This window comes from Streptomyces sp. NPDC092369 (assembly GCF_044755245.1).
In the GTDB taxonomy this organism is placed as follows: domain Bacteria; phylum Actinomycetota; class Actinomycetes; order Streptomycetales; family Streptomycetaceae; genus Streptomyces.
The window spans coordinates 1,491,820-1,515,924 of sequence record NZ_JBIVQP010000002.1 but is presented as its reverse complement, the minus strand read 5'-3'; the positions used below and the strand labels follow the sequence as shown (position 1 = coordinate 1,515,924).

General features: G+C 70.2%; 26 protein-coding genes. 17 read left to right on the top strand and 9 right to left on the bottom strand.

The features are described 5' to 3' along the window. Window positions 1–19 precede the first annotated feature (19 nt). Window positions 20–499 carry an Lrp/AsnC family transcriptional regulator gene (locus ACIQI8_RS16505; protein ID WP_402350089.1) on the bottom strand — a complete coding sequence of 160 codons (480 nt, stop codon included), beginning with the start codon at window positions 497–499 and terminating at the stop codon, window positions 20–22. Window positions 500–625: 126 nt separating this feature from the next. Here ACIQI8_RS16505 and hppD point away from each other — a divergent pair, with 126 nt between their 5' ends. Beyond that, on the top strand, window positions 626–1,771 hold the full coding sequence (gene hppD, locus ACIQI8_RS16500) for a 4-hydroxyphenylpyruvate dioxygenase (protein WP_402350085.1): 1,146 nt from the start codon (window positions 626–628) through the stop codon (window positions 1,769–1,771). Between the two features lie 63 nt (window positions 1,772–1,834). On the opposite strand, the gene ACIQI8_RS16495 is transcribed toward hppD, so the two are convergent. After that, window positions 1,835–3,283, bottom strand: coding sequence for a tetratricopeptide repeat protein (locus tag ACIQI8_RS16495; protein WP_402350082.1), 1,449 nt, complete (start codon window positions 3,281–3,283; stop codon window positions 1,835–1,837). A gap of 92 nt (window positions 3,284–3,375) precedes the next feature. Here ACIQI8_RS16495 and ACIQI8_RS16490 point away from each other — a divergent pair, with 92 nt between their 5' ends. Next, window positions 3,376–4,791, top strand: a complete 1,416-nt coding sequence (locus ACIQI8_RS16490) for an FAD-binding oxidoreductase (protein WP_402350079.1) — start codon at window positions 3,376–3,378, stop codon at window positions 4,789–4,791. 41 nt (window positions 4,792–4,832) lie between these two features. On the opposite strand, the gene ACIQI8_RS16485 is transcribed toward ACIQI8_RS16490, so the two are convergent. Next, the gene (locus ACIQI8_RS16485) at window positions 4,833–5,246 is read right to left on the bottom strand and encodes an SsgA family sporulation/cell division regulator (RefSeq protein WP_124000295.1); all 414 of its coding nucleotides are present in this window, start codon (window positions 5,244–5,246) and stop codon (window positions 4,833–4,835) included. Between the two features lie 242 nt (window positions 5,247–5,488). Here ACIQI8_RS16485 and ACIQI8_RS16480 point away from each other — a divergent pair, with 242 nt between their 5' ends. Together ACIQI8_RS16480 and ACIQI8_RS16475 are read left to right on the top strand one after the other, a co-directional pair. Next, a complete protein-coding gene (locus ACIQI8_RS16480; protein ID WP_402350076.1) occupies window positions 5,489–7,144 on the top strand; it encodes an RDD family protein in 1,656 nt (551 codons plus the stop codon). An 89-nt stretch (window positions 7,145–7,233) separates the two neighbouring features. Next, complete coding sequence (locus tag ACIQI8_RS16475) at window positions 7,234–7,911, top strand: RDD family protein (RefSeq protein ID WP_402350073.1); 678 nt, start codon at window positions 7,234–7,236, stop codon at window positions 7,909–7,911. 106 nt (window positions 7,912–8,017) lie between these two features. Here the strand turns inward: ACIQI8_RS16475 and ACIQI8_RS16470 are convergent, their stop codons facing one another. After that, entirely contained in the window at window positions 8,018–8,320 is a 303-nt protein-coding gene (locus tag ACIQI8_RS16470) for a hypothetical protein (protein WP_402350070.1), read from the bottom strand. Between the two features lie 356 nt (window positions 8,321–8,676). Between ACIQI8_RS16470 and ACIQI8_RS16465 the strand changes: the two genes are divergently transcribed. Both ACIQI8_RS16465 and ACIQI8_RS16460 read left to right on the top strand, forming a co-directional pair. Then, window positions 8,677–11,007 (top strand): immune inhibitor A domain-containing protein, encoded by a 2,331-nt coding sequence (locus ACIQI8_RS16465; protein WP_402350067.1) that lies wholly within the window; start codon window positions 8,677–8,679, stop codon window positions 11,005–11,007. A 133-nt stretch (window positions 11,008–11,140) separates the two neighbouring features. Beyond that, complete coding sequence (locus ACIQI8_RS16460) at window positions 11,141–11,482, top strand: hypothetical protein (protein WP_402350064.1); 342 nt, start codon at window positions 11,141–11,143, stop codon at window positions 11,480–11,482. Window positions 11,483–11,530: 48 nt separating this feature from the next. Here ACIQI8_RS16460 and ACIQI8_RS16455 read toward each other — a convergent pair whose 3' ends face one another. Both ACIQI8_RS16455 and ACIQI8_RS16450 read right to left on the bottom strand, forming a co-directional pair. Continuing rightward, complete coding sequence (locus tag ACIQI8_RS16455; protein ID WP_402350061.1) at window positions 11,531–12,121, bottom strand: isochorismatase family protein; 591 nt, start codon at window positions 12,119–12,121, stop codon at window positions 11,531–11,533. Window positions 12,122–12,214: 93 nt separating this feature from the next. After that, on the bottom strand, window positions 12,215–13,561 hold the full coding sequence (locus ACIQI8_RS16450; protein WP_402350058.1) for a nicotinate phosphoribosyltransferase: 1,347 nt from the start codon (window positions 13,559–13,561) through the stop codon (window positions 12,215–12,217). A 57-nt stretch (window positions 13,562–13,618) separates the two neighbouring features. Here ACIQI8_RS16450 and clpS point away from each other — a divergent pair, with 57 nt between their 5' ends. The 7 genes from clpS (at window position 13,619) to ACIQI8_RS16415 (ending at window position 18,261) form a co-directional block, all read left to right on the top strand. Further along, window positions 13,619–13,936, top strand: a complete 318-nt coding sequence (gene clpS, locus ACIQI8_RS16445; protein ID WP_124000467.1) for an ATP-dependent Clp protease adapter ClpS — start codon at window positions 13,619–13,621, stop codon at window positions 13,934–13,936. A 31-nt stretch (window positions 13,937–13,967) separates the two neighbouring features. After that, window positions 13,968–14,573: a DUF2017 domain-containing protein gene (locus ACIQI8_RS16440; protein WP_402350055.1), complete on the top strand. Its 606-nt coding sequence runs from the start codon at window positions 13,968–13,970 to the stop codon at window positions 14,571–14,573. Between the two features lie 206 nt (window positions 14,574–14,779). Then, entirely contained in the window at window positions 14,780–16,222 is a 1,443-nt protein-coding gene (locus ACIQI8_RS16435) for an amino acid permease (protein ID WP_402350052.1), read from the top strand. Between the two features lie 74 nt (window positions 16,223–16,296). Next, window positions 16,297–16,719, top strand: coding sequence for a Mov34/MPN/PAD-1 family protein (locus ACIQI8_RS16430; RefSeq protein ID WP_402350049.1), 423 nt, complete (start codon window positions 16,297–16,299; stop codon window positions 16,717–16,719). Between the two features lie 122 nt (window positions 16,720–16,841). Further along, window positions 16,842–16,937: a putative leader peptide gene (locus ACIQI8_RS16425; RefSeq protein ID WP_019065921.1), complete on the top strand. Its 96-nt coding sequence runs from the start codon at window positions 16,842–16,844 to the stop codon at window positions 16,935–16,937. Window positions 16,938–17,025: 88 nt separating this feature from the next. Beyond that, window positions 17,026–17,304: a MoaD/ThiS family protein gene (locus tag ACIQI8_RS16420; protein ID WP_402350046.1), complete on the top strand. Its 279-nt coding sequence runs from the start codon at window positions 17,026–17,028 to the stop codon at window positions 17,302–17,304. A 6-nt stretch (window positions 17,305–17,310) separates the two neighbouring features. Further along, the gene (locus ACIQI8_RS16415) at window positions 17,311–18,261 is read left to right on the top strand and encodes a PLP-dependent cysteine synthase family protein (RefSeq protein WP_402350043.1); all 951 of its coding nucleotides are present in this window, start codon (window positions 17,311–17,313) and stop codon (window positions 18,259–18,261) included. A 27-nt stretch (window positions 18,262–18,288) separates the two neighbouring features. Here the strand turns inward: ACIQI8_RS16415 and ACIQI8_RS16410 are convergent, their stop codons facing one another. Continuing rightward, on the bottom strand, window positions 18,289–18,759 hold the full coding sequence (locus ACIQI8_RS16410) for a type II toxin-antitoxin system PemK/MazF family toxin (RefSeq protein WP_402350040.1): 471 nt from the start codon (window positions 18,757–18,759) through the stop codon (window positions 18,289–18,291). 222 nt (window positions 18,760–18,981) lie between these two features. On the opposite strand from ACIQI8_RS16410, the gene ACIQI8_RS16405 reads away from it, so the two are divergent. Beyond that, window positions 18,982–19,734, top strand: coding sequence for an MBL fold metallo-hydrolase (locus tag ACIQI8_RS16405; protein WP_402350037.1), 753 nt, complete (start codon window positions 18,982–18,984; stop codon window positions 19,732–19,734). A 122-nt stretch (window positions 19,735–19,856) separates the two neighbouring features. On the opposite strand, the gene ACIQI8_RS16400 is transcribed toward ACIQI8_RS16405, so the two are convergent. Further along, window positions 19,857–20,555, bottom strand: a complete 699-nt coding sequence (locus ACIQI8_RS16400; RefSeq protein WP_402350034.1) for an SDR family NAD(P)-dependent oxidoreductase — start codon at window positions 20,553–20,555, stop codon at window positions 19,857–19,859. Window positions 20,556–20,699: 144 nt separating this feature from the next. On the opposite strand from ACIQI8_RS16400, the gene ACIQI8_RS16395 reads away from it, so the two are divergent. The 3 genes from ACIQI8_RS16395 (at window position 20,700) to ACIQI8_RS16385 (ending at window position 22,779) form a co-directional block, all read left to right on the top strand. Next, window positions 20,700–21,146: an Rrf2 family transcriptional regulator gene (locus ACIQI8_RS16395; RefSeq protein WP_402350031.1), complete on the top strand. Its 447-nt coding sequence runs from the start codon at window positions 20,700–20,702 to the stop codon at window positions 21,144–21,146. A 138-nt stretch (window positions 21,147–21,284) separates the two neighbouring features. After that, a complete protein-coding gene (locus ACIQI8_RS16390; RefSeq protein ID WP_402350028.1) occupies window positions 21,285–21,701 on the top strand; it encodes a nuclear transport factor 2 family protein in 417 nt (138 codons plus the stop codon). Window positions 21,702–21,846: 145 nt separating this feature from the next. Further along, window positions 21,847–22,779, top strand: a complete 933-nt coding sequence (locus ACIQI8_RS16385) for an NADP-dependent oxidoreductase (RefSeq protein ID WP_402350025.1) — start codon at window positions 21,847–21,849, stop codon at window positions 22,777–22,779. A 59-nt stretch (window positions 22,780–22,838) separates the two neighbouring features. Here ACIQI8_RS16385 and ACIQI8_RS16380 read toward each other — a convergent pair whose 3' ends face one another. Further along, window positions 22,839–24,086, bottom strand: a complete 1,248-nt coding sequence (locus ACIQI8_RS16380; protein WP_402350022.1) for a PTS transporter subunit EIIC — start codon at window positions 24,084–24,086, stop codon at window positions 22,839–22,841. Window positions 24,087–24,105 lie beyond the last annotated feature (19 nt).

The window sequence follows — 24,105 nt, the reverse complement described above, 5'->3', positions numbered from 1 at the left end:
GCTCATCCCATGGTCGCCGTCAGATCCCTTCCTGGTCCCCCGCCGCCTGCTCCACCAGCGGGATGAACCGCAGCGGAACGGGGTTCTCCATGACGATCGCGGTGGAGGCCCGGACGATCCCATCGAAACCCACGACCAGGTCGATCACCCGCTGGAGATCGGCGTTGGAGCGCGCCACCAGGCGGCACAGCATGTCCCCGCCGCCGGTGGTCGTGTGCAGCTCCAGGACCTCCGGCACGGTCGTCAAATGCGCCCGGACGTCGGCCCCTTGCCCCTGCCGGATCTCCAGCGTGGCGAAGGCGGTGACCGGGTAGCCGAGTGCCGCCGGATCCACCTGCGGGCCGAATCCGCGGATGACGCCATTCGACTGAAGCCGGTCAAGGCGCGCCTGCGCGGTCCCGCGCGCCACCCCCAGCCGCCGGGACATCTCAAGCACCCCGATCCGCGGCTCCCGCGCCAGCAGCACGATGATCCGCCCGTCCAGCTCGTCGATGGCCACGGCAACCTCCCGAAGTGGTGGTCATCCTGTACAGAATTCAGCGATCCACCTGGCTCGCACTGCACAGAATGTCCAGCGAATACGAGAACTATTGCGCACCTTGCGGGACGGGGTCACGCTTCCCCCATGACGCAGACCACACACCACACTCCCGACACCGCCCGGCAGGCCGACCCCTTCCCGGTCAAGGGAATGGACGCGGTCGTCTTCGCGGTGGGCAACGCCAAGCAGGCGGCGCACTACTACTCCACGGCCTTCGGCATGCGCCTGGTCGCCTACTCCGGGCCCGAGAACGGCAGCCGCGAGACCGCGAGCTACGTCCTGGAGAACGGCTCCGCCCGTTTCGTGTTCACCTCCGTCATCAAACCCGACACCACCTGGGGCCACTTCCTCGCCGAGCACGTGGCCGAGCACGGCGACGGCGTCGTCGACCTCGCCATCGAGGTCCCGGACGCCCGCGCCGCGCACGCCTACGCCGTCGAGCACGGCGCCCGCTCGCTGGCCGAGCCGTACGAGGTCAAGGACGAGCACGGCACCGTCGTCCTCGCCGCGATCGCCACCTACGGCGAGACCCGTCACACGCTCGTCGAGCGCACCGGCTACGACGGCCCCTACCTGCCCGGCTTCACGCCCGCGAGCCCGATCGTCGAGCCGCCCGCCCAGCGCACCTTCCAGGCGGTCGACCACTGCGTCGGCAACGTCGAGCTCGGCCGCATGAACGAGTGGGTCGGCTTCTACAACAAGGTCATGGGCTTCACGAACATGAAGGAGTTCGTGGGCGACGACATCGCCACCGAGTACAGCGCGCTGATGTCCAAGGTGGTCGCCGACGGCACGCTCAAGGTCAAGTTCCCGATCAACGAGCCCGCCATCGCCAAGAAGAAGTCCCAGATCGACGAGTACCTGGAGTTCTACGGCGGCGCGGGCGTCCAGCACATCGCGCTCAACACGAACGACATCGTGCGCACCGTACGGACCATGCGCGCGGCCGGCGTGCAGTTCCTCGACACCCCGGACTCCTACTACGACACCCTCGGCGAGTGGGCCGGCGAGACCCGCGTCCCCGTCGAGACCCTGCGCGAGCTGAAGATCCTCGTCGACCGCGACGAGGACGGCTATCTGCTGCAGATCTTCACCAAGCCGGTCCAGGACCGGCCGACCGTCTTCTTCGAGATGATCGAGCGGCACGGCTCGATGGGCTTCGGCAAGGGCAACTTCAAGGCCCTGTTCGAGGCGATCGAGCGCGAGCAGGAGCGCCGCGGCAACCTCTGAGCCGACGCTGTCCCGGGCCACCCCCAGGTGCGGTCCGGCGCCCTTCCCCTCCCGGCGCCGGACTCACCGCCTTTGCCGCTTGGCGTCCATCACCGGCACGTCCTCGTCCGGCGGCTCCCCGAGCGCGGCCAGCGCGGCCCGCGCGAGCGGCACGCCCAGCGGGGAGAAGTGCGGGTTGATCCGCAGCGCGTCCTGAAGATGCCGCCGCGCGGGCGCGTACCGCTCCAACTCCCGCTCGATCATGCCCCGGTGATACGCGTACGACGCACTGCGTACGCCGCCCCCGTGCGCCTTGTCGGTCGCCGCCGTGGCGTACCGCAGCGCCTCCTTGTCCTTGCCGTCCCGGTGCAGCGCCCACCCCAGCGCGTCCGCGACGGCGATTCCCGGCTGCCGTCGCCACTCGGCCCGCAACCGCCGTACCGCCACCGCCGGTTCCCCGTGGTCCGCCTCGAGGACGCCGAGCACCAACTCGTCGTCCACGCCTCCCGCCTCCTCCTGCCGCACCCGATCCCGCAGCAGGTCGTACTGCACCCGCGCGGCCTGCCCGAGCCCCAGCGACTCGTACAACTCGCCCAGCTCCAGGGCGTATTGCGGGCTCGGCTGCCGGGCGAGCGCGACCCGGTACGCGTTCAGCGCCTCCGTGGTCCGGCCGAGGGCCGCCAGCGCCCGGCCCTGTCCGGCCTGCGCGGCCCGCTGGTCGGGATCGACGCGCACCGCCTCCTGGAAGTGCCGCAGCGCATCCGTCAAGTCACCCCGTTCCCAGGCCAGTTGCCCGGCGCGTTCCAGCCACGCGGCCCGCTCGGCCGGTGCCGTCGACCGCGCTGCCGCGTCGGAGAGGGCGGCCGCCGCGTCCTCGCGCCAGCCCCGGTCCCGGTAGACCCCGGCGGCCCGCGCCATCACGGCGGGCCCGGTGCGCAGTTCGAGCAGCGCGTCGAGCGTCCGCCCGGTCGCCTTGTGGTCACCGAGCCCGGTGTAGGCGTCGAGCAGCAGCGGATACGTCGTCCAGCGCCTGGCGTCCGCCCTCAGCGCGGCCTCGCCCCAGCTCCGCGCCGCCCGGAAGTCATGGCGCGCGTTCGCCAGCGCCGCCATGCCGTCGAGGGCTTCGGCGTTCCCCTTCGCCCGCACCTTCAGCGAGGTGCGCAGCGCCTGCTCGGCCCGCGGATAGTTCGTCGCGTCGGCCGTCCGCCGGCCCTGCTCGACATAGGCCGTCCCGAGCACCGCCCACGACCGCGCGTCCCGGGGATGGGTCCGCACAAAGGTCTCGCGCTCGCCGATCAGCACCGCCAGATCCGGCAGCGACGCCGGCACCCCGGCGGTGACCGCGGTCAGCGCCTGCGCGCCCGGCGCCGGTGCCGGCGGCCGGACGGCCGTCGCCCGCTCGAACGGCCACAGCATCAGCACCCCGCCCAGCGCGCCGCACCCCACGACGGCGCCCGCCACCAGCCACCCGGTGACCCGCGAACGCCGGGCCCGCTTCCGTTCCGTGGCGGCCCTGTCCCTCGCGTTCGTCATGGCGCTCACTGTGCGCCAGTACGACGACCACACCTCGGCATCCCGCGACTGCCGCAGGCGGGGTTCACACCGATGGCCGCCGGTGCGAGGCTGTGATCATGAGTCGTATCGAAGCGCGTCGCGACGAGGACACGGTGGCCGCCGGTGGCCTCGTGGACCGGCTGCTGGGCGGGCTGCCCGCCGAGGCCGTCCTGACCGACCCCGACATCACGGCCTCCTACGCCAACGACATGGCGAGCTTCTGCCCGGCCGGCGTCCCGGCGGCCGTCGTCCTGCCCCGCACGGTCGAACAGGTCCAGCACGTCATGCGCGTGGCCACCGAACTGCGCGTCCCGGTCGTCCCGCAGGGCGCCCGCACCGGCCTGTCCGGCGCGGCCAACGCCTCCGAGGGATGCGTCGTCCTCTCGCTCCTCAAGATGGACCGCATCCTGGAGATCAACCCGATCGACCGCACCGCCGTCGTCGAGCCGGGCGTCATCAACGTCACCCTCTCCCGCGCGGTCGGCGAACACGGCCTCTACTACCCGCCGGACCCCTCCAGCTGGGAGATGTGCACGATCGGCGGCAACATCGGCACCGCCTCCGGCGGCCTGTGCTGCGTGAAGTACGGGGTCACCGCCGAGTACGTCCTCGGCCTCGACGTCGTCCTCGCCGACGGCCGCCTCATGTCCACCGGGCGCCGCACCGCCAAGGGCGTCGCCGGCTACGACCTCACCCGCCTCTTCGTCGGCTCCGAGGGCTCGCTCGGCATCGTCGTACGGGCGGTCCTGGCGCTGCGCCCGCAGCCGCCCGAGCAACTGGTGCTCGCCGCGGAGTTCGCGTCCGCGGCCGAGGCCTGTGACGCGGTGTGCCGGATCATGGCGGGCGGTCACGTGCCCTCGCTGCTGGAACTCATGGACCGTACGACGGTGAAGGCCGTCAACGACCTCGCGCACATGGGACTTCCGGAGACCACCGAGGCGCTGCTCCTCGCCGCCTTCGACACCCCGGACCCGGCCGCCGACCTCGCCGCCGTCGGCGCGCTGTGCGAGGCGGCCGGTGCCACCCAGGTCGTGCCCGCCGACGACGCCGCCGAGTCCGAACTGCTGCTGCAGGCCCGGCGGCTCTCGCTGACCGCGCTGGAGGCGGTCAAGGGCACGACGATGATCGACGACGTGTGCGTGCCCCGCTCCCGGCTCGGCGACATGCTCGAAGGGATCGAGCGGGTCGCCGAGAAGTACCGGCTGACCATCGGGGTCTGCGCGCACGCCGGCGACGGCAACACCCACCCCACCGTCTGCTTCGACGCACAGGACCCCGACGAGTCCCGGCGCGCCCGCGAGTCCTTCGACGAGATCATGGCGCTCGGCCTGGAGCTCGGCGGCACGATCACCGGCGAACACGGCGTGGGCGTCCTGAAGAAGGAGTGGCTGGCGCGCGAACTCGGCCCCGTCGGGCTGGAGATGCAGCGGGCGGTCAAGCAGACCTTCGACCCGCTGGGCATCCTCAATCCGGGCAAGCTGTTCTGACGGCGACGGTGGTGTCGGTGGCGACGGTGGTGTCGGTGGGGTCACTGGGCGAGCAGCTGGTCGAGCGCGTCGTCGATCCCCAGCTGCTCGCCCTCAGTCCCCGGGGGCACCACCCGCAGCGTCCGCTCCAGCCAGGCCGAGACCTGGGCCGCCGGTGCTTCGAGCAGGGCGTCCCCGTCGGGTGAACTCAGCGCCATCAGGACGACGCTGCGCCCCTCCGACTTCGTCGGCCACACCCGCACGTCCCCGTGTCCGCACGGCCGGAACACCCCCTCCACCAGGAGCTCGCGGGAGAACGTCCAGTGCACGGGGTGCTCGGAGTTGATGTGGAAGGTGACGTGCACGGCGTAGGGGTCGTCGGTCCGGTAGCCCAGTCGGGCCGGTACCGGGATGCTGCGCTCCGGCGACAGGATGAGTTTCAGCTCCAACTCGCGTTCCACCACTGTGTAGTGCATGGCGTGCGGTTCCTCTCTCGGTCAGGTGTACGGGGCTCCGCGGACGGGCCCGTACGAATGGAGAGGGGGCGGGCGCGCAACCATTACGCGGGTTCGGAGAATTTTTTTCCGGAACGGTGAAGCGGGTGCACGCCCTTGCCCGGAAAGGGGCGGGTCCTGCGGGAGGGGCAGTGGTGGCCACGCCGGTCTGATAGATGTGGAGCCCCCCATATTGACCCCCGAGCAGATACGGGACGACGGACATGAGCGCCCCAACCCCGGCACCAGGTGACGACAGGCCCCGCGAGGGGTATTACCCGGACCCGTCCATCCCTGGATACGTCCGGTACTGGAACGGTGCCTCCTGGGTACCGGGCACCAGCCGTCCGGCCCCGTCGGACGGTGCCCCGCTCGCCGCGCCGGACGGCTCCGGTGCCGGCTCCGCGCCGGTCGAGGAGACGGGCCCGCACTTCTTCGACGAGGACCCCGCGCCCCAGGTGTCCCAGCACGGCAGCCGTCCCGAACCGGCGTCCGCGTGGGGCGCCGACCGCTCCCGCCAGGCCGGCTTCGGCGGCGAGCAGGACCGGCGCGTGTCGTGGGGCTCCCCGCAGGGTCCCGACCCGCGGGTCCACCCCGATGCCTCGTACGCCGACCCGACCGGTCACACCGACGGCACGGCGACCGTCCCTCCCGCGGACACCTCGGCCGACATCCCGTCCGACGGCACCTTCGTCTTCCGCCGCCCGAAAGCGGGTGCGGACGGCGCATCCGGCGCGGGTCACGCCTCCGTCCCCGGTCCCGGCGGTCCCGTCAGGGACGACGGCACCATGACCTTCCGCACGATGACCCCACGCGCGGGACAGCAGGGCGGGGCGCAGAGCGGGGGCGCGGGGGCGCCCGGCGGCCCCGGTTTCGGCGCGGGCAAGGCGGCAGCGGACCGCGCGGCAGCGGCACAGGCCGGGGCAGCCGGGGGCCAGGGCTCGACCCCCGCACCGACCGCCCTCTCCGGCCCCCAGGGACCGGCTTCCGCATCAACCGGCCTTTCCGGTCCGCAGGGTCCGGCTTCCGCACCAACCGGCCTCTCCGGTCCGCAGGGTCCGGCCTCCGGATCCTCCGGTCTTTCCGGCCGCCAGGGACCGGCGTCCGCGGCCTCCGGCCTCTCCGGCGCCCAGGGGTCCGCCGCCCCGAGCGCTCTCTCCGATGCTCAACAGGCCGCCGCCCCCGGCGTGCCCGCGCAGTCCAGTGGTCGCCAGCCCGCGCAGCAGCCGGCGGCGGCCGGGCAGGCCTCCGCCGCCCCCATGTCCAGTGGGTCCGGCGGCGGACAGCCCTCGTGGGCGCAGCAGGTGCACCGGCTCGCGGGCGGTGAGGAGCAGCCGGTCGCGCCCTGGAAGCCGCCCGTCGAGGACGTGTTCCAGGCCGCCGCCCGGCGCCAGTCCGAGGCCCGTCCCGCACCGCTCGGCAAGCGCCTGATCGCCCGGCTGCTGGACACCGTCGTCCTGGCGGGTGTCACCGCCGTGGCCGCCGTACCGCTCGGCACCAAGGCGATCGACCACGTCGACGAGAAGATCGACGCGGCGAAGCTCTCCGGCGAGACCGTCACCGTCTGGTTCCTGGACGGCACGACCTCCGTCTACCTGGCCATCGTCCTGGCCGTCCTGCTCCTCTTCGGTGTCCTCTACGAGGCGCTGCCCACCGCCAGGTGGGGCCGCACCCTGGGCAAGAAGCTGCTGGGACTGGAGGTGCGTGACATCGAGGGCCACCAGTCGCCGAGCTTCGGCGGAGCCCTCCGCCGCTGGCTCGTCTACTGCGTGCCCGGCCTGCTCGTGATCGGTGTGGTGGGCGTCGCGTGGTGTCTGTTCGACCGTCCGTGGCGCCAGTGCTGGCACGACAAGGCGGCGCATACGTTCGTGGCGGGGTGACCGTCTACCGCATCGGTACCAGGTGATCCGGTACTCCGGACGGCCGCTCGTCGGATGCGGACCGGCGGGGTTCGCGGTGCACTCGGGCCATGACCACCGAACCGCCTCCCGGTTCCGGCCAGCAGCCGCCGGACGACGACCCGTTCCGGAAGCAGCCACCGCAGCAGCCCCCGCCCGGCCAGGGCCCGGGCTCGCCGTACGACCCGCCCCCGGGCGGCGGTCAGCCGCCGCCCTACGGCGGCGATCCCTACGGCGGTGGCCCCGCCGGTGGGGGCACTCCCTACGGCGGCGGCTCCTACCCCAACGATCCGCTGGCCGGCATGCCTCCGCTCGCCGACAGCGGCAAGCGCACCCTGGCGCGGATCATCGACCTGATCCTCGTCGGCATCGTCGTCTGGCTGGTCACCTGGCCGCTGGGCGTGCACGAGTACGACGTGAGCGGCGACAACATGTCGTACGGCAAGTCGTTCGCGCAGTCCCTGGTCGCCGCGATCCTTTACATCGGCTACGACACCGCCATGATCAGCAGGACCGGCCAGACGCTCGGCAAGAAGTGGCTGAACATGCGGGTGGCCAACCTCGACAACGGCTCCACGCCCTCCGTGCAGTCCACGCTGGCCCGTTCGGCGGTGCTGTGGATCCCGTTCGCGTTCTGCTGCGCCTGCATCTGGACGGCGATCAGCGGCGGTTGGAGCTTCTTCGACCGGCCCTACAAGCAGGGTCTGCACGACAAGGCCGCCAAGACGGTGGTGGTCAGCACCAACTGAGCCCGCGCCGACGGGAGTCGGCGCGGACGGCACATGCGACAGGCGGCGCCGGCCGGGTCGAGGAGTGACCCGGCCGGCGCCGCCTGTCGTATATGTACGTCGGAGCTCAGGCAGCGTTGGAGGAGCGCGTGGCCGCGGCGGGCACGGGCTCTTCCGTCTGGTGCGCGAGAGGCGCGGTCGGTGCGGCGGGCGCGGCCGAGACGGCCGGAGCCGGCTGCGACCGCGCGACGACCCGCGACCTGGGCAGCGGTACGGTCATGGCGACCAGGAGCCCGAGCGCGAGCGCCGCGAAGGCGATGACCGCGATCCCCACGCCCGAACTCGTCTGTGACAGCAGCAGCATGGCGAGCGTCGAGAAGATCACGGTGAAGGAACCGTAGGCGAGCTGTGCGGCAGTCGGACGAGGCATGGCAATCGTGTCCTCGGAAGTGGGGGTCCACGGGTGTGTCGGCCTGGCTTTCCGCCATATTCCGGGCGAGCCGCCAACCGACTCTAATCGCGTGCATGCCCGACTGGAACGAACAGTAAGCGTGACCTAACCAACAGTGCCGGTGCACAGGGGGCGCACGGAGTCATGCCGTCCACCCTGTGGACGGGCCCGCGCGCCTGTTGAGCGCGCAACCACTCGCCCGTTCACACGTTCGTAATGCGCGCGCCCGCTGTGCATAGAGCACTTGTTATGTTCAAGTCAAGGCCTGTCTTTTCTTACTATTCTCTAGTCAAATTGCGTCACTTGAATACACCCCTTCATCACAAGGAACTCAAGTGACCTACAGACACTGGACGTTCAGAGCGGCCGCGGTCGGTGTCGCGCTCGCGGCGGCCACCGCCACGTTCTCGACGTTCGCCGTGGCGCAGGCCGACTCGGCCGCGACCACCGCAGTTGACCGGCACGATCCGCAGCCGGTGAAGGCCAAGGAACACGACCTCGACGGCCCCCTGACGAAGACTCAGGAAGCCCAGCACAAAGAGGCGTTGGACCAGGTCATATCCGGAGCCGCCGCCGTGAAGGACCGGAACGGCTCGAAGGTCGTCAAGCTCAAGGGCCAGGACAAGTACGTCGAACTCGGCCGTGAGAAGACGGACAAGATCTTCACCATCCTGGTCGAGTTCGGCGACCAGATCGACAGCCGCTACGGCGGCACGGTCGGCCCGCTGCACAACGAGATAGCCAAGCCGGACCGCAAGCAGGACAACAGCACGGCCTGGCAGGCGGACTACAACCAGGCGCACTTCCAGGACCTCTACTTCGGCACCGGCAAGAACACCGAGTCGCTGAAGAAGTACTACGAGAAGCAGTCCTCGGGCCGCTACTCGGTCGACGGCGAGGTCACCGACTGGGTCAAGGTCCCCTACAACGAGGCCCGTTACGGCTCCAACAGCGCGTCCACCGGCGCCTGGTACGCGGTCCAGGACGGCGTCAACGCCTGGGTCGCCGACCGCGAGGCCGCAGGTGACACGGCCGCCGAGATCAAGGCGGAGCTGGCCCAGTACGACCTGTGGGACCGCTACGACTACGACGGCGACGGCAACTTCAACGAGCCCGACGGCTACATCGACCACTTCCAGATCGTGCACGCCGGCGAGGACGAGTCCGCCGGCGGCGGCGCGCAGGGCGAGGACGCGATCTGGGCGCACCGCTGGTACGCGTTCGGCACCGACGCCGGCTCCACCGGCCCGGACACCAACAAGCTCGGCGGCACCCAGATCGGCGACACCGGCATCTGGGTCGGCGACTACACCATCCAGCCGGAGAACGGCGGACTGGGTGTCTTCGCCCACGAGTACGGTCACGACCTCGGTCTGCCCGACGAGTACGACACCGCGGGCGGCGAGAACTCCACCGGCTTCTGGACGTTGATGTCCTCCGGCTCGTGGCTCGGCACCGGCAAGGACTCCATCGGTGACCTGCCCGGCGACATGAACGCCTGGGACAAGCTCCAACTGGGCTGGCTGGACTACGACGTGGCCAAGGCCGGCAAGAAGTCGACCCACAAGCTGGGCGTCGCGGAGTACAACACCAAGAACCCGCAGGCGCTGGTGGTCGAGTTGCCGCAGAAGGAGGTCACCACCGAGGTGGTCGCCCCGGCCGAGGGCGCGACCCAGTGGTGGAGCGGCAGCGGTGACGATCTGCGCAACACCCTCACCCGCACGGTCGACTTGACCGGCAAGGCCTCGGCCGCGCTGACCCTCGACGGCTGGTGGGACATCGAGCAGGACTACGACTACCTCTACGCCGAGGTCTCCACCGACGGCGGCGCGAGCTACACCCCGATCGACGGAACTCTCGCCGACGGCACGGCGATTCCGCGCGACGGCAGCGGCAAGCCGGCCCTCACCGGCACGGTGGACGCGTACCAGAAGCTGACGTTCCCGCTGAACGCGTACGCCGGCCAGAAGATCACCCTGCGCTTCCGCTACGCGACCGACGGCGGTGTGGCCCAGAAGGGCTTCGCGGCCGACGAGATCAAGGTGACCGCGGACGGCGCGACCGTCTTCTCCGACAACGCCGAGACGGCGGACGCCGGTTGGACGTCGAACGGCTTCACGCGGATCGGCGCCTCGATCACCGACGACTACGCGCAGTACTACATCGCCGAGAACCGGCAGTACGTGTCGTACGACAAGGTGTTGAAGGTCGGCCCGTACAACTACGGCTTCTCGACGACCCGTCCGGCCTGGGTGGAGCACTACGCGTACCAGAACGGCCTGTTGATCTGGAAGTGGGACACCTCCCAGGCGGACGACAACACCAGCGCCCACCCGGGTGAGGGCCTGATCCTCCCGATCGACTCGCACCCCAAGCCGCTGAAGTGGTCCGACGGCACGCTGATGCGCAACCGCATCCAGGCCTACGACTCGCCGTTCAGCTGGTACCCGACCGACTCGGTCACGCTGCACAAGGCCGACGTGGCGACCAAGATCAAGTCGCAGTTCGGTGTCCCGCTCTTCGACGACGGACGCTCGACGTACTACGACGCGTCGAACCCGCTGGCCGGCGTCAAGGTCACTGACACCAACACGTCGATAAGGATCATCGACGAGCCCTTCAGTGGCTCGACGATCAAGGTGAAGGTCGGCCCCTCGACCAAGTAACCAGCGTTTACGCAGGTCAGATACGTATCGGCGGTGACCCTCTGGCGGGTCGCCGCCGATCGTGTTTAGGTGCGTGCTGTGCCCTGCTTATTGACACAGAGATCGACACCGACCCGTACGGGGGTATGACCGCATGTCCGCAGGAGGTTTCTGCAAGCTGCCCACCGGCAGCGTCGTGGTGGCGCTGAACCTGCCCAGCCCCACCACCGACGGCACGGGGGTACGGGTGCTCGTGCACGCCCAGAACCGGGCACGCGCCCTGACCCGGCTGCGCAATCTGGGCATGCGGGCGGTCTACCTGCGCGGCAACGGCTCGCCGCCGACCCCCGACGAGATCACCGCGGTCCTCCACCACCCCGACGGCCTCATATGGCGCACGGCCCCTGACAACGGTGTCCCGGTCGGCCCGGACCTGGTCCAGGAACTGTGGCACCCGATCAGAGCCCTCCTACGAAGACCGACAGCCCGAGCCTGACCTGCACCTTTGCCGGTCTGGCGTGCTTGGATCCCTACGCTTGAAGTTTTAGGCCACGACCGGCTTGCCCGACAGTTCCACGCCGGCCTCGCGCATCTCCTCCAGCGCGCGGTCGGTGCTCTCCTGGGCGACGCCCGCCGTCAGCTCCAGCAGGACCCGGGTGCGGAAGCCCTCGCGGACCGCGTCCAGGGCCGTGGCCCGCACGCAGTGGTCGGTGGCGATACCCACCACGTCGACCTCGGTGACCTGCCGGGCCCGCAGCCAGTCGCCCAGCTTCACGCCGTTCTCGTCGGCGCCCTCGAAGCCGCTGTACGCGGCCGCGTAGGCACCCTTGTCGAAGACCGCGTCGATCGCGCCGGAGGCGACGGCCGGCGCGAAGTTCGGATGGAAGCCCACCCCCTCGGTGCCCGCGACGCAGTGCGCGGGCCAGGAGCGGGCGTAGTCGGGGTTGTCGGCGAAGTGGCCGCCGGGCGCGATGTGGTGGTCGCGGGTGGCCACCAGGTGCTGGTAGCCGGAGCCGGCCGCCTGCCCGATCAGCTCGGTGACCGCGGCGGCCACATCGGCGCCCCCGGCCACCGCGAGGCTGCCTCCCTCGCAGAAGTCGTTCTGTACGTCGACGACGATCAAGGCGCGGCGCATGGTGGGTGTCCTTCGACTGTGAGTGAAGTTCGAGCCTAGAGACTTCGGCGCCCCAGCGGGAGGGCGTGCCCCGCATTGGGGGCCTGGCAGCCCCTAACTACCCGAGCGCCCCTGTACATACTCCGTGGGAATGACCGGTTCCCCGCGCGACAGCTGGGTCGCCGACAGCGGCAGCCCGGCCCGCGCGCTCGCGTGCCGGTCGCGTACGACGTCCAGCGGCTCGCGGGCCACCACGTCACCGCCCTTGACCAGTTCGACGAGCAGCTGCCGGTCCACCAGTTCGGGCAGGACGGCACCCGTGCCGACGACCTCGGCCTCCGCGACCCCGTCCTCGTCGAGCCGCCGCGCGGCCCACTTGCGCCCGCCGACGGACGTCTTGCCGCCGGCCGCCTTCTTCGCCACCGCCACCAGCGGCGCCTTCAGGTCGGCGGACTCGGCGCGGGCGACCAGCTTGTAGACCATCGAGCAGGTCGGATGCCCCGACCCGGTCACCAGCTGCGTACCGACGCCGTACGCGTCCACCGGAGCCGCCGCCAGCGAGGCGATGGCGTACTCGTCCAGGTCCGAGGTGACGATGATCCGCGTGTTGGTCGCGCCCAGCTCGTCCAGCTGCTGCCGGACCCGGTGGGCGACCAGCAGCAGGTCGCCGGAGTCGATGCGGACGGCGCCCAGCTCGGGCCCGGCGACCTCGACGGCCGTACGGACCGCGGCGGCGACGTCGTAGGTGTCCACGAGCAGTGTGGTGTCCCGGCCCAGCGAGTCGACCTGGGCCTGGAAGGCGTCCCGCTCGTTGTCGTGCAGCAGCGTGAAGGCGTGGGCGGAGGTGCCCACGGTCGGGATGTTGTAGCGGAAGCCGGCCGCGAGGTCGGACGTGGAGGCGAAGCCGCCGACGTAGGCCGCGCGGGAGGCGGCGACGGCCGCCAGCTCGTGGGTGCGGCGGGCGCCCATCTCGATCAGCGGACGCCCGCCCGCGGCCGACGACATCCGCGAGGCCGCCGCGGCGATCGCGGAGTCGTGGTTGAGGATCGACAGGATCACGGTCTCCAGCAGGACGCACTCGGCGAAGGAGCCCTCGACCCGCATGATCGGCGAGCCCGGGAAGTACACCTCGCCCTCCGGGTAGCCCCAGATGTCACCGGAGAAGCGGTAGTTCGCGAGCCACTGGAGGGTCGCCTCGTCGACGATGGACCGCTCCCGCAGGAAGCCCAGGACGTCCGCGTCGAAGCGGAAGTTCTCGACCGCGTCGAGGACCCGTCCGGTGCCCGCCAGGACGCCGTAGCGCCGCCCGTCGGGCAGTCGCCGGGTGAAGACCTCGAACACGCTCCGCCGCTCGGCCGTGCCCGCTCTCAGGGCCGCCTGCAGCATCGTCAGCTCGTACTGGTCCGTGAAGAGCGCCGTAGAGGGAACGTCCACCGGCAGCCCAAGGTCCGCTGTGTTCATGGCAACGCATCGTACTCCCTTCTCGTCGGTGTGACGATTTGTGGGATGCGTGGCAGCATGGCCCCTGTGACGTCACCCGCACCCCTGGAGATCGAACGCACCGAGTCGGCGGAGGAGACCTTCGCCGTACCCGAGCCCGACGTCCCCTGGGTCACGATCGTCCACAACGACCCGGTCAACCTCATGAGCTATGTGACCTACGTCTTCCAGGCGTACTTCGGCTACAGCAAGCACAAGGCCACCAAGCTCATGCTCGACGTGCACCACAAGGGCCGGGCGGTCGTCTCCAGCGGCAGCCGCGAGGAGATGGAACGGGACGTGCAGGCCATGCACGGCTACGGCCTGTGGGCCACCCTCCAGCAGGACCGGAAGTAGCGACCCAGCAGCGGAAGTAGCGACGCCCTTCATGCCCGGACACTTCGAACCGCTCCCCGGCGGCGGCGCGGCCGTCGCCCTCGACGACGTCGAGATCTCCATCATCCGGTCGCTGGCCGTCCAGCTGCTGGAGCTCATCGGCCCAGGCCCCGGCGAGGACGCCTCCGACGACCCGCTGGCCGAACTCTTCGCTGAGGGTCCCACCGAGCCGCCCAAGGACCCGGTGCTGCGGCGCCTGTTCCCGGACGCCTACAGCGACCCCGAGCAGGTCCCGGACTCGCCGGGGCAGGCCGAGGAGAACCGCGCGTACTCGTCCGAGTTCCGCCGCTACACCGAGAACGACCTGCGGGCCGGCAAGCGCGAGAGCGCCCTCGTGGTGGTGCGCACCCTGGACGGACTGACCCCGGCAGGCGACGGCGGCGCGATCCTCAAGCTGTCGGCCGAGGACTCCCGGCAGTGGCTCGGCGCCCTGAACGACCTGCGCCTGGCGATCGGTTCACGCCTGGAGATCACCGACGAGGACGACACCGACGACCTCTACCGGCTGCCGGACGAGGACCCGCGCAAGCCGATGGTGATGGCGTACCTGTGGCTCGGCGGGCTCCAGGAGACGCTCGTCTCCACCCTGATGCCGTGACCGGCGAGCGTTTCCTGTTCGCTCAGAAGACGCTCAAATCCGGATAACGATCACGTCACCGCGGCGGCCGGAAATGCCGACGCCGACCGCGTTTTGTCCTCTTCTTCCTGTGGTGTGCGCCACAAAACCCCTCGTCGATCACCGATACGGCCGTGATAGATCTTCACGACTGCACACGGGGGACTCGGCGAAAGGCACACCACCACATGACCTCCGCTCAGGTCGACACGGACAACATCCCCGAGGAGGGGAAGGCCCCCGAGGAGGGGTACGAGCGCGGGCTCGGCAGCCGACAGGTCCAGATGATCGCCATCGGCGGTGCCATCGGGGTCGGGCTGTTCCTGGGCGCCGGCGCGAACATCGCCAAGGCCGGTCCCAGCCTCATCGTCATGTACGCCCTCGCGGGCGTGATCATCTTCTTCATCATGCGGGCCCTTGGCGAACTGCTCCTGTACCGCCCGGTCTCGGGCTCCTTCGCGGAGTACTCCCGCGAATTCCTCGGCCCGTTCTTCGGTTACTTCACCGGCTGGACGTACTGGCTGATGTGGGTGGTCACCGGCATGGCCGAGCTGACCGCCGCCGCGATCTACGTCAACTACTGGTTCCCGTCGGTCCCGCAGTGGGTGACGGCCCTGGTCTTCCTGGTGGTCCTCTTCGGGGTCAACCTGATCTCCGTGAAGGTCTTCGGAGAGCTCGAGTTCTGGTTCTCGATGGTCAAGGTCACCGCCCTGATCGGCATGATCGTGATCGGCCTAGGTGTCCTCACCTTCGGCTTCAGCTCCGCCGGTGACACCGCCGCGGTCGCCAACCTCTGGCAGTTCGACGGCTTCTTCCCCAAGGGCGTCGGCTCGTCCCTGATGACCCTGCAGGGCGTCATGTTCGCCTACCTCGCGGTCGAGCTGGTCGGCGTGACGGCGGGGGAGTCGGAGAACCCGGAGAAGACCCTCCCCAAGGCGATCAACACCCTCCCCTGGCGCATCGCCCTCTTCTACGTCGGCGCGCTCAGCGTCATCCTCTGCGTCGTGAAGTGGACCGAGTTCGCCCCCGGCGTCTCGCCCTTCGTCGAGGCCTTCGCGAAGATCGGCATCCCGGCCGGCGCCGGCATCGTCAACTTCGTCGTCCTCACCGCGGCCCTGTCCTCCTGCAACTCGGGCATGTACTCGACCGGCCGGATGCTGCGCAACCTGGCCACCAACGGCGAGGCACCCAAGGTCTTCCAGCGCCTCTCCGGCACCAAGGCCCCGGCCTTCGGCATCACCGTCTCCGTCCTGTGCATGGGCATCGGCGTCGTCCTGAACTACGTCGTCCCGGAGAAGGCCTTCGGCTACGTCACCTCGGTCGCCACCGCGGCCGGCATCTGGACCTGGCTGATGATCCTTGTCAGCCACGTGCTCTACCGCCGCGCGGTCGACGCGGGCCGCCTGCCCGCCTCGCCCTTCCCGGCCCCGGGCGGCTCGAAGTGCAGCTGGATCGCCATCGCCTTCCTCCTCTTCGTCACCTGCCTGATCGCGTACGACTCCGACTCCCGCGTCTGCCTGTACGTCATGGCCGGCTGGGCGGCGGTGCTCGGCGTGGGCTGGTCGGTCCTGAAGTCCCGCAACCCGGAGATCGCGGCGCGCCGGGAACCGGAGTTCGAGAAGATCGGTTGACCGACCCGTCCGGCATATGGGCCCGTCCGTACCACCCATTGGTACGAACGGGCCCTCTGCTTATCCTGACGAACATGCTGACCATCACCCAGGCCCTCGTCGACCAGATCGTCGCGCACGCGCGCAAGGACCACCCCGACGAGGCGTGCGGCGTCGTCGCGGGCCCCGAGGGCTCGGACCGCCCCGAGCGCTTCGTCCCGATGCTGAACGCGGCCATGTCGCCCACGTTCTACGAGTTCGACTCCGGCGACCTGCTCAGGCTCTACCGCGAGATGGACGACCGCGACGAGGAGCCGGTGGTCGTCTACCACTCCCACACCGCGACCGAGGCCTACCCCTCCCGCACCGACATCTCCTACGCGAACGAGCCCGGCGCCCACTACGTCCTGGTGTCCACCGCCGACACCGACGGCCTGGGCGACTTCCAGTTCCGCTCGTACCGCATCGTCGAGGGCGAGGTCACGGAGGAGGAGGTCAGGATCGTCGAGGCCTACTGAGCCCCTGCCCGCCGGACCCGCCCCACCCGCCGGACCCGCGCGATCTCGCAATTCGGGCAGAATTCATCCAGCATGCGAGATCACACCTCGGGCACCCGGGCGGGAATCGATACGATGACCCCATGGTTCTTCTCGACGTGAGCGACAAGGCGCCGGGCACGCTGCTCGTGGCGCGGCTGCACGTCGACCTGTGCAGGCTGAACAGCGCCATCTGTTGACCTCCGCGCTGTCGCCGCAGGCCGCCCGCCGCGGCGCTGTGCCGCGCTCTCCCCGAGACCAGACCCTTTCCGACAGGAGCCCTTCGCCATGGCCATCGAGGTCCGCATCCCCACCATCCTCCGCCCGTACACCGACGGCCAGAAGGCCGTGCAGGGCAACGGGGACACCCTCGCCGCGCTCTTCACCGACCTCGAGACCCGGCACGCGGGCATCCAGGCCCGCATCGTGGACGGCGGCGAACTGCGCCGCTTCGTCAACGTCTACCTGAACGACGAGGACGTCCGCTTCCTGGAGGGCATCAACACCAAGGTCGCCGACGGCGACAACGTGACGATCCTGCCGGCCGTGGCCGGCGGCATGGCCTGATCCTCGATGCGCTACGACTCCCCGCTGGCCGCGGTGGGCAACACCCCTCTGGTGCGCCTGCCGCGGCTGTCGCCGTCCGCCGAGGTCCGCATCTGGGCCAAGCTGGAGGACCGCAACCCGACCGGCTCGGTCAAGGACCGCCCGGCCCTGCACATGGTCGAACAGGCGGAGAAGGACGGCCGCCTGACCCCCGGCTGCACGATCCTGGAGCCGACCTCCGGCAACACCGGCATCTCATTGGCCATGGCGGCGAAGCTCAAGGGCTACCGCATGGTCTGCGTGATGCCCGAGAACACCTCGCAGGAGCGCCGGGACCTGCTCGGCATGTGGGGCGCCGAGATCATCTCCAGCCCGGCCGCCGGCGGCTCCAACACCGCCGTACGCGTGGCCAAGGAGCTCTCCGCCGAGCACCCCGACTGGGTGATGCTCTACCAGTACGGCAACCCGGACAACGCCGGCGCCCACTACGCGACCACCGGCCCGGAGATCCTCGCCGACCTCCCGTCGATCACGCACTTCGTCGCGGGCCTCGGCACCACGGGCACGCTCATGGGCGTGGGCCGCTACCTCCGCGAACAGAAGCCGGACGTCAGGATCGTCGCCGCCGAGCCGCGCTACGACGACCTCGTCTACGGCCTGCGCAACCTCGACGAGGGCTTCGTCCCCGAGCTCTACGACGCGTCCGTCCTGACGACCCGCTTCTCCGTGGGCTCCGCCGACGCGGTCACCCGCACCCGTGAACTCCTCCAGCAGGAGGGCATCTTCGCGGGCGTCTCCACCGGCGCGGCCCTCCACGCGGCGATCGGCGTCGGCAAGAAGGCCGTGGCGGCGGGCGAGTCCGCGGACATCGCCTTCGTGGTGGCGGACGGCGGCTGGAAGTACCTGTCGACGGGCGTGTACACGGCGGCCACGACGGAAGAGGCCATCGAGACGCTGCAGGGCCAACTCTGGGCGTGACAGGGGGCGTTCCCTCGGGCTGACGGCTCAGTTCGCCAGGTGACGGACCTGATCCCACAGGACCGGGTCCACCACCCCCGCCCGCCGACGGAACTCCCGGAGGGGAACGTCCCGCAGCTCGTCGGTCTCCAGGAAACTGGCCCGCCCCCGCGCATCGCCAACAGACCCTGGCGGCAAGGGAATTACCCCGGCCCGCTCGTCGTGGTATTTGCTGGTGATCTTCGCGACGGTCACCTTCCGCCCGCGCACGGCCAGCACGAGACACGGCCGGTCCTTCGCGACCCCCGGCTGATCCTCGTAGGGAACATTCGCCCACCAGATCTCAGCGGGCCGAGGCCGATCACCCCTCCCGCCGCCGGTTCCACCGCGTCCCGGCCCGCCCGGCGGCCGCGACCTGCGCCCCGCCGGACGGCGACCGCGCCCCCAGCCGTCGACGAGCGTGGCGACCAGCGCCAGCAGTACCACCGCGGCGAGCGCCAACCACCAGGACGTGTCCATACGGACGACGTTACCGGCGCGCACCCCCAGACGCGCGCCCTCTCGCGCGCCTCTCCCGCCCCGCTTCCAGCCGAACCGGTGACAGCGCAGGTGAGTTCGCCCACAACAGCCCTTGGCGGAGGAGCGACCGGACGTTTTGCGCCTTACGCTCGACGGACCGCACGACCCCCGACGCCCATTCCCCGATCGTCTGGATTTTCCGCCAGCGGAGGTTTCTGCTTTATGAAGCTCACCGTCGTCGGCTGCTCGGGGTCGTTCCCGTCCGCGGAATCGGCCTGCTCGAGCTACCTCGTAGAGGCCGACGGCTTCCGGCTGCTCCTCGACATGGGCAACGGCGCCCTTGGCGAGCTGCAGCGCCACTGCGGTCTCTACGACCTCGACGCGATCTTCCTCAGCCATCTGCACGCCGACCACTGCATCGACATGTGCGCGTACTTCGTCGCGCGCTACTACCGCCACGACGGCGGCCGCTGCGACCCCATCCCGGTCTACGGCCCCGAAGGCACCGAACACCGCCTCACCACGGCCTACGCCGACACCCCCACCGCCTCCTCCATGAGCGAGGTCTTCGACTTCCACACCGTCAAGCCGTCCACGTTCGAGATCGGCCCGTTCACCGTGCACACCGAACGCGTGGCCCATCCCGTGGAGGCGTACGGCATCCGGGTCGAGCACGGGGGCACGTCCCTGACGTACTCCGGCGACACCGGCATCAGCCCGGCCCTGGACGAACTCGCCCGGGACACCGACCTGTTCCTGTGCGAGGCCGCGTTCACGTACGGCAAGGAGAACATCCCCGACCTGCACCTCAACGGCCGCGAGGCGGGCGAGACGGCGACCCGGGCCGGCGCCCGCCGCCTGGTCCTCACCCACATCCCCCCGTGGACCGACCCGCAGGCCAACCTCAACGACGCCCGCGCGGTCTACACCGGTCCGGTGGAACTGGCGGCGCCGAGGATGTCGTACGAGATCTAGGTCCCACGACAGCAGGGTCCTACGACGGCCAGGTCCTACGACGGCCAGGTCCTACGACGTGACGAGGCCCCTGGAGCCTTCCCGCTCCGGGGGCCTCGGCGTGCGTGGCCGTGCCCGCGCCGTCAGCGCAGCACGCTGCCGCCGTCCACCGTGAGGACCTGACCGGTCAGGGCTTCCGCGCCCTCGCCGGCCAGGAAGCCCACGGTCGCCGCGACGTCCTCGGGGACGAGGGCGCGGGGGAGCGCCTGGGTGGCCAGGGCCGCCTCGAACGCCTCGTCGGGCTGGTACGCGGTCGACGGGGTGCGGGTCAGGCCCGGGGCCACGGACGTCACGGCGATGCCGTCCCCGCCCAGCGCGACGGCCAGGGTGCGCCCGAACGCGGTGAGCGCCCCCTTGCTGGTGATGTAGCCGAGCAGGTCAGCGCTCGGCGGCTTCCAGACGGTGTCGGAAGTGATGAGCACGATCCGCCCGAACCGGCGCTCCCGCATCCCGGGCGTGAAGGCCTGGGACAGCAGCAGGACCGACTCGACGTTGACGGCCTGGATCCGCCGCCAGGTGGCGAGGTCGACGCTCTCCAGCTCCTGCGGGTCGACCGCGGCGGCCGAGTGGACGAGCACGTCGACCCGGCCGTACCGCTCCAGGATCTCGGCGGCGGCCCGCCGGACGTCCTGCTCCGAGGCGAGATCGCACACGACGTCACCGGCCCGGTCCAGGACGACGACCCGGTGGCCGAGGCGGGCGAGTTCACGCGCGATCGCACCGCCGATCGCGCCGGCTCCGCCGGTCACCGCCGCGACCCGTGACGTCGGGACATCAGCCATGGTTCTCATCTCCTCCAGCGCGGCACCCAAGGTCTTCTCTTGCTCAAGCAAGCAAATGGTGCGTTCATTCCCGGTCGCATGGCAAGTCGCCGCTGCGGCATAGTGGGACGTGTAACCGCCACCCTTACGCGCTCCGGGACCGCCATGCCTACCAGCAGCCGCTTCGTCGTCGCCGTGCACGCCCTGGTCGCCCTCGCGGTCAGCGGCGACAAGCCGCTGCGCTCCGAGGATCTCGCCCACTCGGCCAACACGAGCCCCGTGGTGATCCGCGGCCTGCTGTCCCGGCTGAACGGCGCGGGGCTCACCCGGTCCCAACTCGGCGCGGGCGGAGGCGCGTTGCTGGCCAGGCCGGCCGAGGAGATCCGACTCCTCGATGTGTACCGTGCGGTGGAGGACACCCGCCTGTTCACCCTGCACCGCAGCCCGCCGCCGCCGGACTGCGCGGTCGGCAGCAACATCGTGGGCGGTCTCCAGCCCGCGCTGACCCGCGCCCGCGAGGCCTTCGAGGCGGAACTGGACCACACCACGATCGCGGAGATCGCCGACGAGGTCGCCCGCCTCGGGAACTTCACGATGCCGCTCGAATGGTGACCGTGCGACGGGGTGTCCCGTGCCACCGCTGTCATCACGCAGGATTAAGTGTCGCTGTGTCGCTTACACAATGCTAGTGTCGGAGTCTCCGGGCGACCGCTCACTCCGGGCGGGCGCCCCTCACGACAGGAGCACACCATGAGTGGCATCCCCTCGTCCGTCGACCTGCTGCGGCGCAGCCTCGACACCTTCCTCGCCAAGGACATGAAGGCCTGGACCGACCTGTGCGCCGACGACGTCGTCGCCGAATTCCCCTTCGCCCCGGAGGGATCGCCGGCCCGGATCGAGGGGCGCGAGGCGCTCTTCAACTACCTGCGCGGCTACCCCGACCTCATCGACGTGCGCGAGATCCCCTCGGTGCGCGTCTACCCGACCGCCGACGAGAACGTGGCGATCGCGGAGTGGAGCGTGATCGGCAGCGTGGTCTCCAACGGCAACCCGTACAACATGAGTTACGCGACCTTCGTGACCTTCCGCGACGGGCTCATCGTCAACTACCGCGAGTACTGGAACCCGAAGGTCTTCCTGGAGGCGCTCAGCGGCGACAGCTTCTGAGCGGTCATCCTTCTCTCGTCGAAATGCTTGCCAGGGCAAGTAAATGCCTCTAAGCTTGCTCTTGCAAGCAAGTAGTGTGTCTCAGGCCGCGCGCACCGGCCACGGCTGACCGCACCGATCCGACTCACACGATGAAGAGGCTGTGATGAAAGCGATTCAGCAGTACGACTTCGGTGGGCCCGAGGTGCTCACCGTGACCGAGATCCCCGAACCCGCGCCGCGCGCCGGACGGGTCCGGGTCCGGGTGACGGGGACCTCCGTGAACCCCGCCGACCTCGCGGCCCGCGCGGGCTGGCTGCGCCAGGTGCTGCCCGATCTGGCACCGCCGTTCATCCTCGGCGCGGACCTCGCGGGGACGGTCATCGACGGCGACGGACCGTTCGCCCCCGGCACCCGTGTCGCCGGGCTCGCGCCTTGGTTCGTGAACCAGGAGGGCACGTACGCGGAGGTGGTCTCGATCGACCCCGCCCATCTCGCGCAGATCCCCGACGAGGTCGACGACGTCACGGCCGCGGCCGTCCCGATCACCGCCGAGACCGCCTGGCAGGCCCTCGACCTGGGCGGGCTCGAAGCCGGGCAGGCCGTGCTGGTCACCGGGGCGAGCGGTGCGATCGGCGGGTGGGCGGTCCAGCACGCGGCCGGCCGGGGCGCCACGGTCGTCGCCGTGGCGTCGGACGGCGACGAGAAGTACGTCGAGGATCTCGGCGCCGACATCGTCCTCGGCCGGGCGGGCGATGCCGGGGAACTCGCCGCGGCGGTACGGAAGTCGGTGCCCGGTGGAGTAGACGTGGTCGTGGACCCGGCCGGTATCGGGGGCGACCTGATCCACGCCGTGCGGGACGGCGGTGTCTTCGTCGTCATCGCGGTCGTGCCGGAGCCTCCGGCGGAGCGCGGTGTCGACGTGCGCCGCGTCAGCGCGCAGTCCGACGGCGCGCTGCTGGCACGGATCCTCGCGGATGTCGCCGACGGTACGAAGAAGGCCCGCGTCGGTCTGACGCTGCCGCTCACCGAGGCCGCCGAGGCGCACCGCAGGAGTGAGAGCAGGTCGGTGCGGGGGAAGATCGTACTCACCGTCTGAACTGCCGGATGCCCGGCCCGGAGTGCGCCTCCGGGCCGGGCATCACGTGTGGTGCGGGCTTACGCCTTGGTGAGGTCCTCGACCTCTTCCTCGGGTTCGCGGCCCGGAGTGGGGAGGTTCCACTTGACGATGGCGAAGCGGAAGACCGTGTAGTAGATCGCCGCGAACACCAGGCCGATCGGGATGATCAGCCAGGGCTTGGTCGCCAGGTTCCAGTTCAGGGCGTAGTCGATGAAGCCCGCGGAGAAGGTGAAGCCGGCATGCACGCCGAGCGCCCAGGTGATCGCCATGGACAGCGCGGTCAGCACCGCGTGGATGGCGTACAGCAGCGGGGCGATGAACATGAACGAGAACTCGATGGGCTCGGTCACGCCGGTCACGAAGGACGTCAGCGCGAGCGAGATCATCATGCCGGTCACGGCCTTGCGGCGCTCGGGACGGGCGGAGTGCGCAATGGCGATCGCGGCGGCGGGCAGACCGAACATCATGATCGGGAAGAAGCCCGACATGAACTGTCCGGCGGTCGGGTCACCGGCGAAGAAGCGGGTGAGGTCACCGTGCACGACCTGGCCGGCCGAGTCCTTGAAGTCGCCGATCTGGAACCAGGAGACGGAGTTCACGAACTGGTGCATGCCGACCGGGATCAGCGCGCGGTTGATGAGACCGAACAGACCCGCGCCCAGCGCGCCGAGACCGGTGATCCACTCACCGAAGTTCGATATGCCCTCGCCGATCGGTTCCCAGACCAGACCGAAGAAGACACCCATGGCGGTGCCGACGAAGGCCATGATGATCGGCACCAGACGGCGGCCGTTGAAGAAGCCGAGCCAGTCCACCAGTTGCTTGCGGTGGTAGCGCTGCCACAGCACGGCGGAGAGCAGGCCCATCAGGATGCCGCCGAGCACCCCCGGGTTGTTGTAGGTCGCGGCGACGTCCGCACCCGCCTGGACCTTCGCCTCGGTGACCGGGAACGCCTTCAGGACGTTGCTGTAGACCAGGAAGCCGACCAGGGCGGCCAGCGCTGTCGAGCCGTCCGACTTCTTGGCGAAGCCGATCGCGACACCGATGCAGAACAGCATCGGGAGGTTGTCGAAGATCGCGCCACCGGCCGTGGCGAACACCGCCGTGACCTTGTCGGGCAGGTTCAGCTTGTCGTGGATGTCCTGCTGGCCGAGACGGAGCAGGATGCCCGCCGCCGGCAGCACGGCGATCGGGAGCTGGAGGCTCCGGCCTACCTTCTGCAGACCCTGGAGCAGGCCGGATCCCCGCCTCTTCGCGGGGACCGCCGGTGCGGTGGCGGTGCTCATACTTCTTCCTCCATCGGGT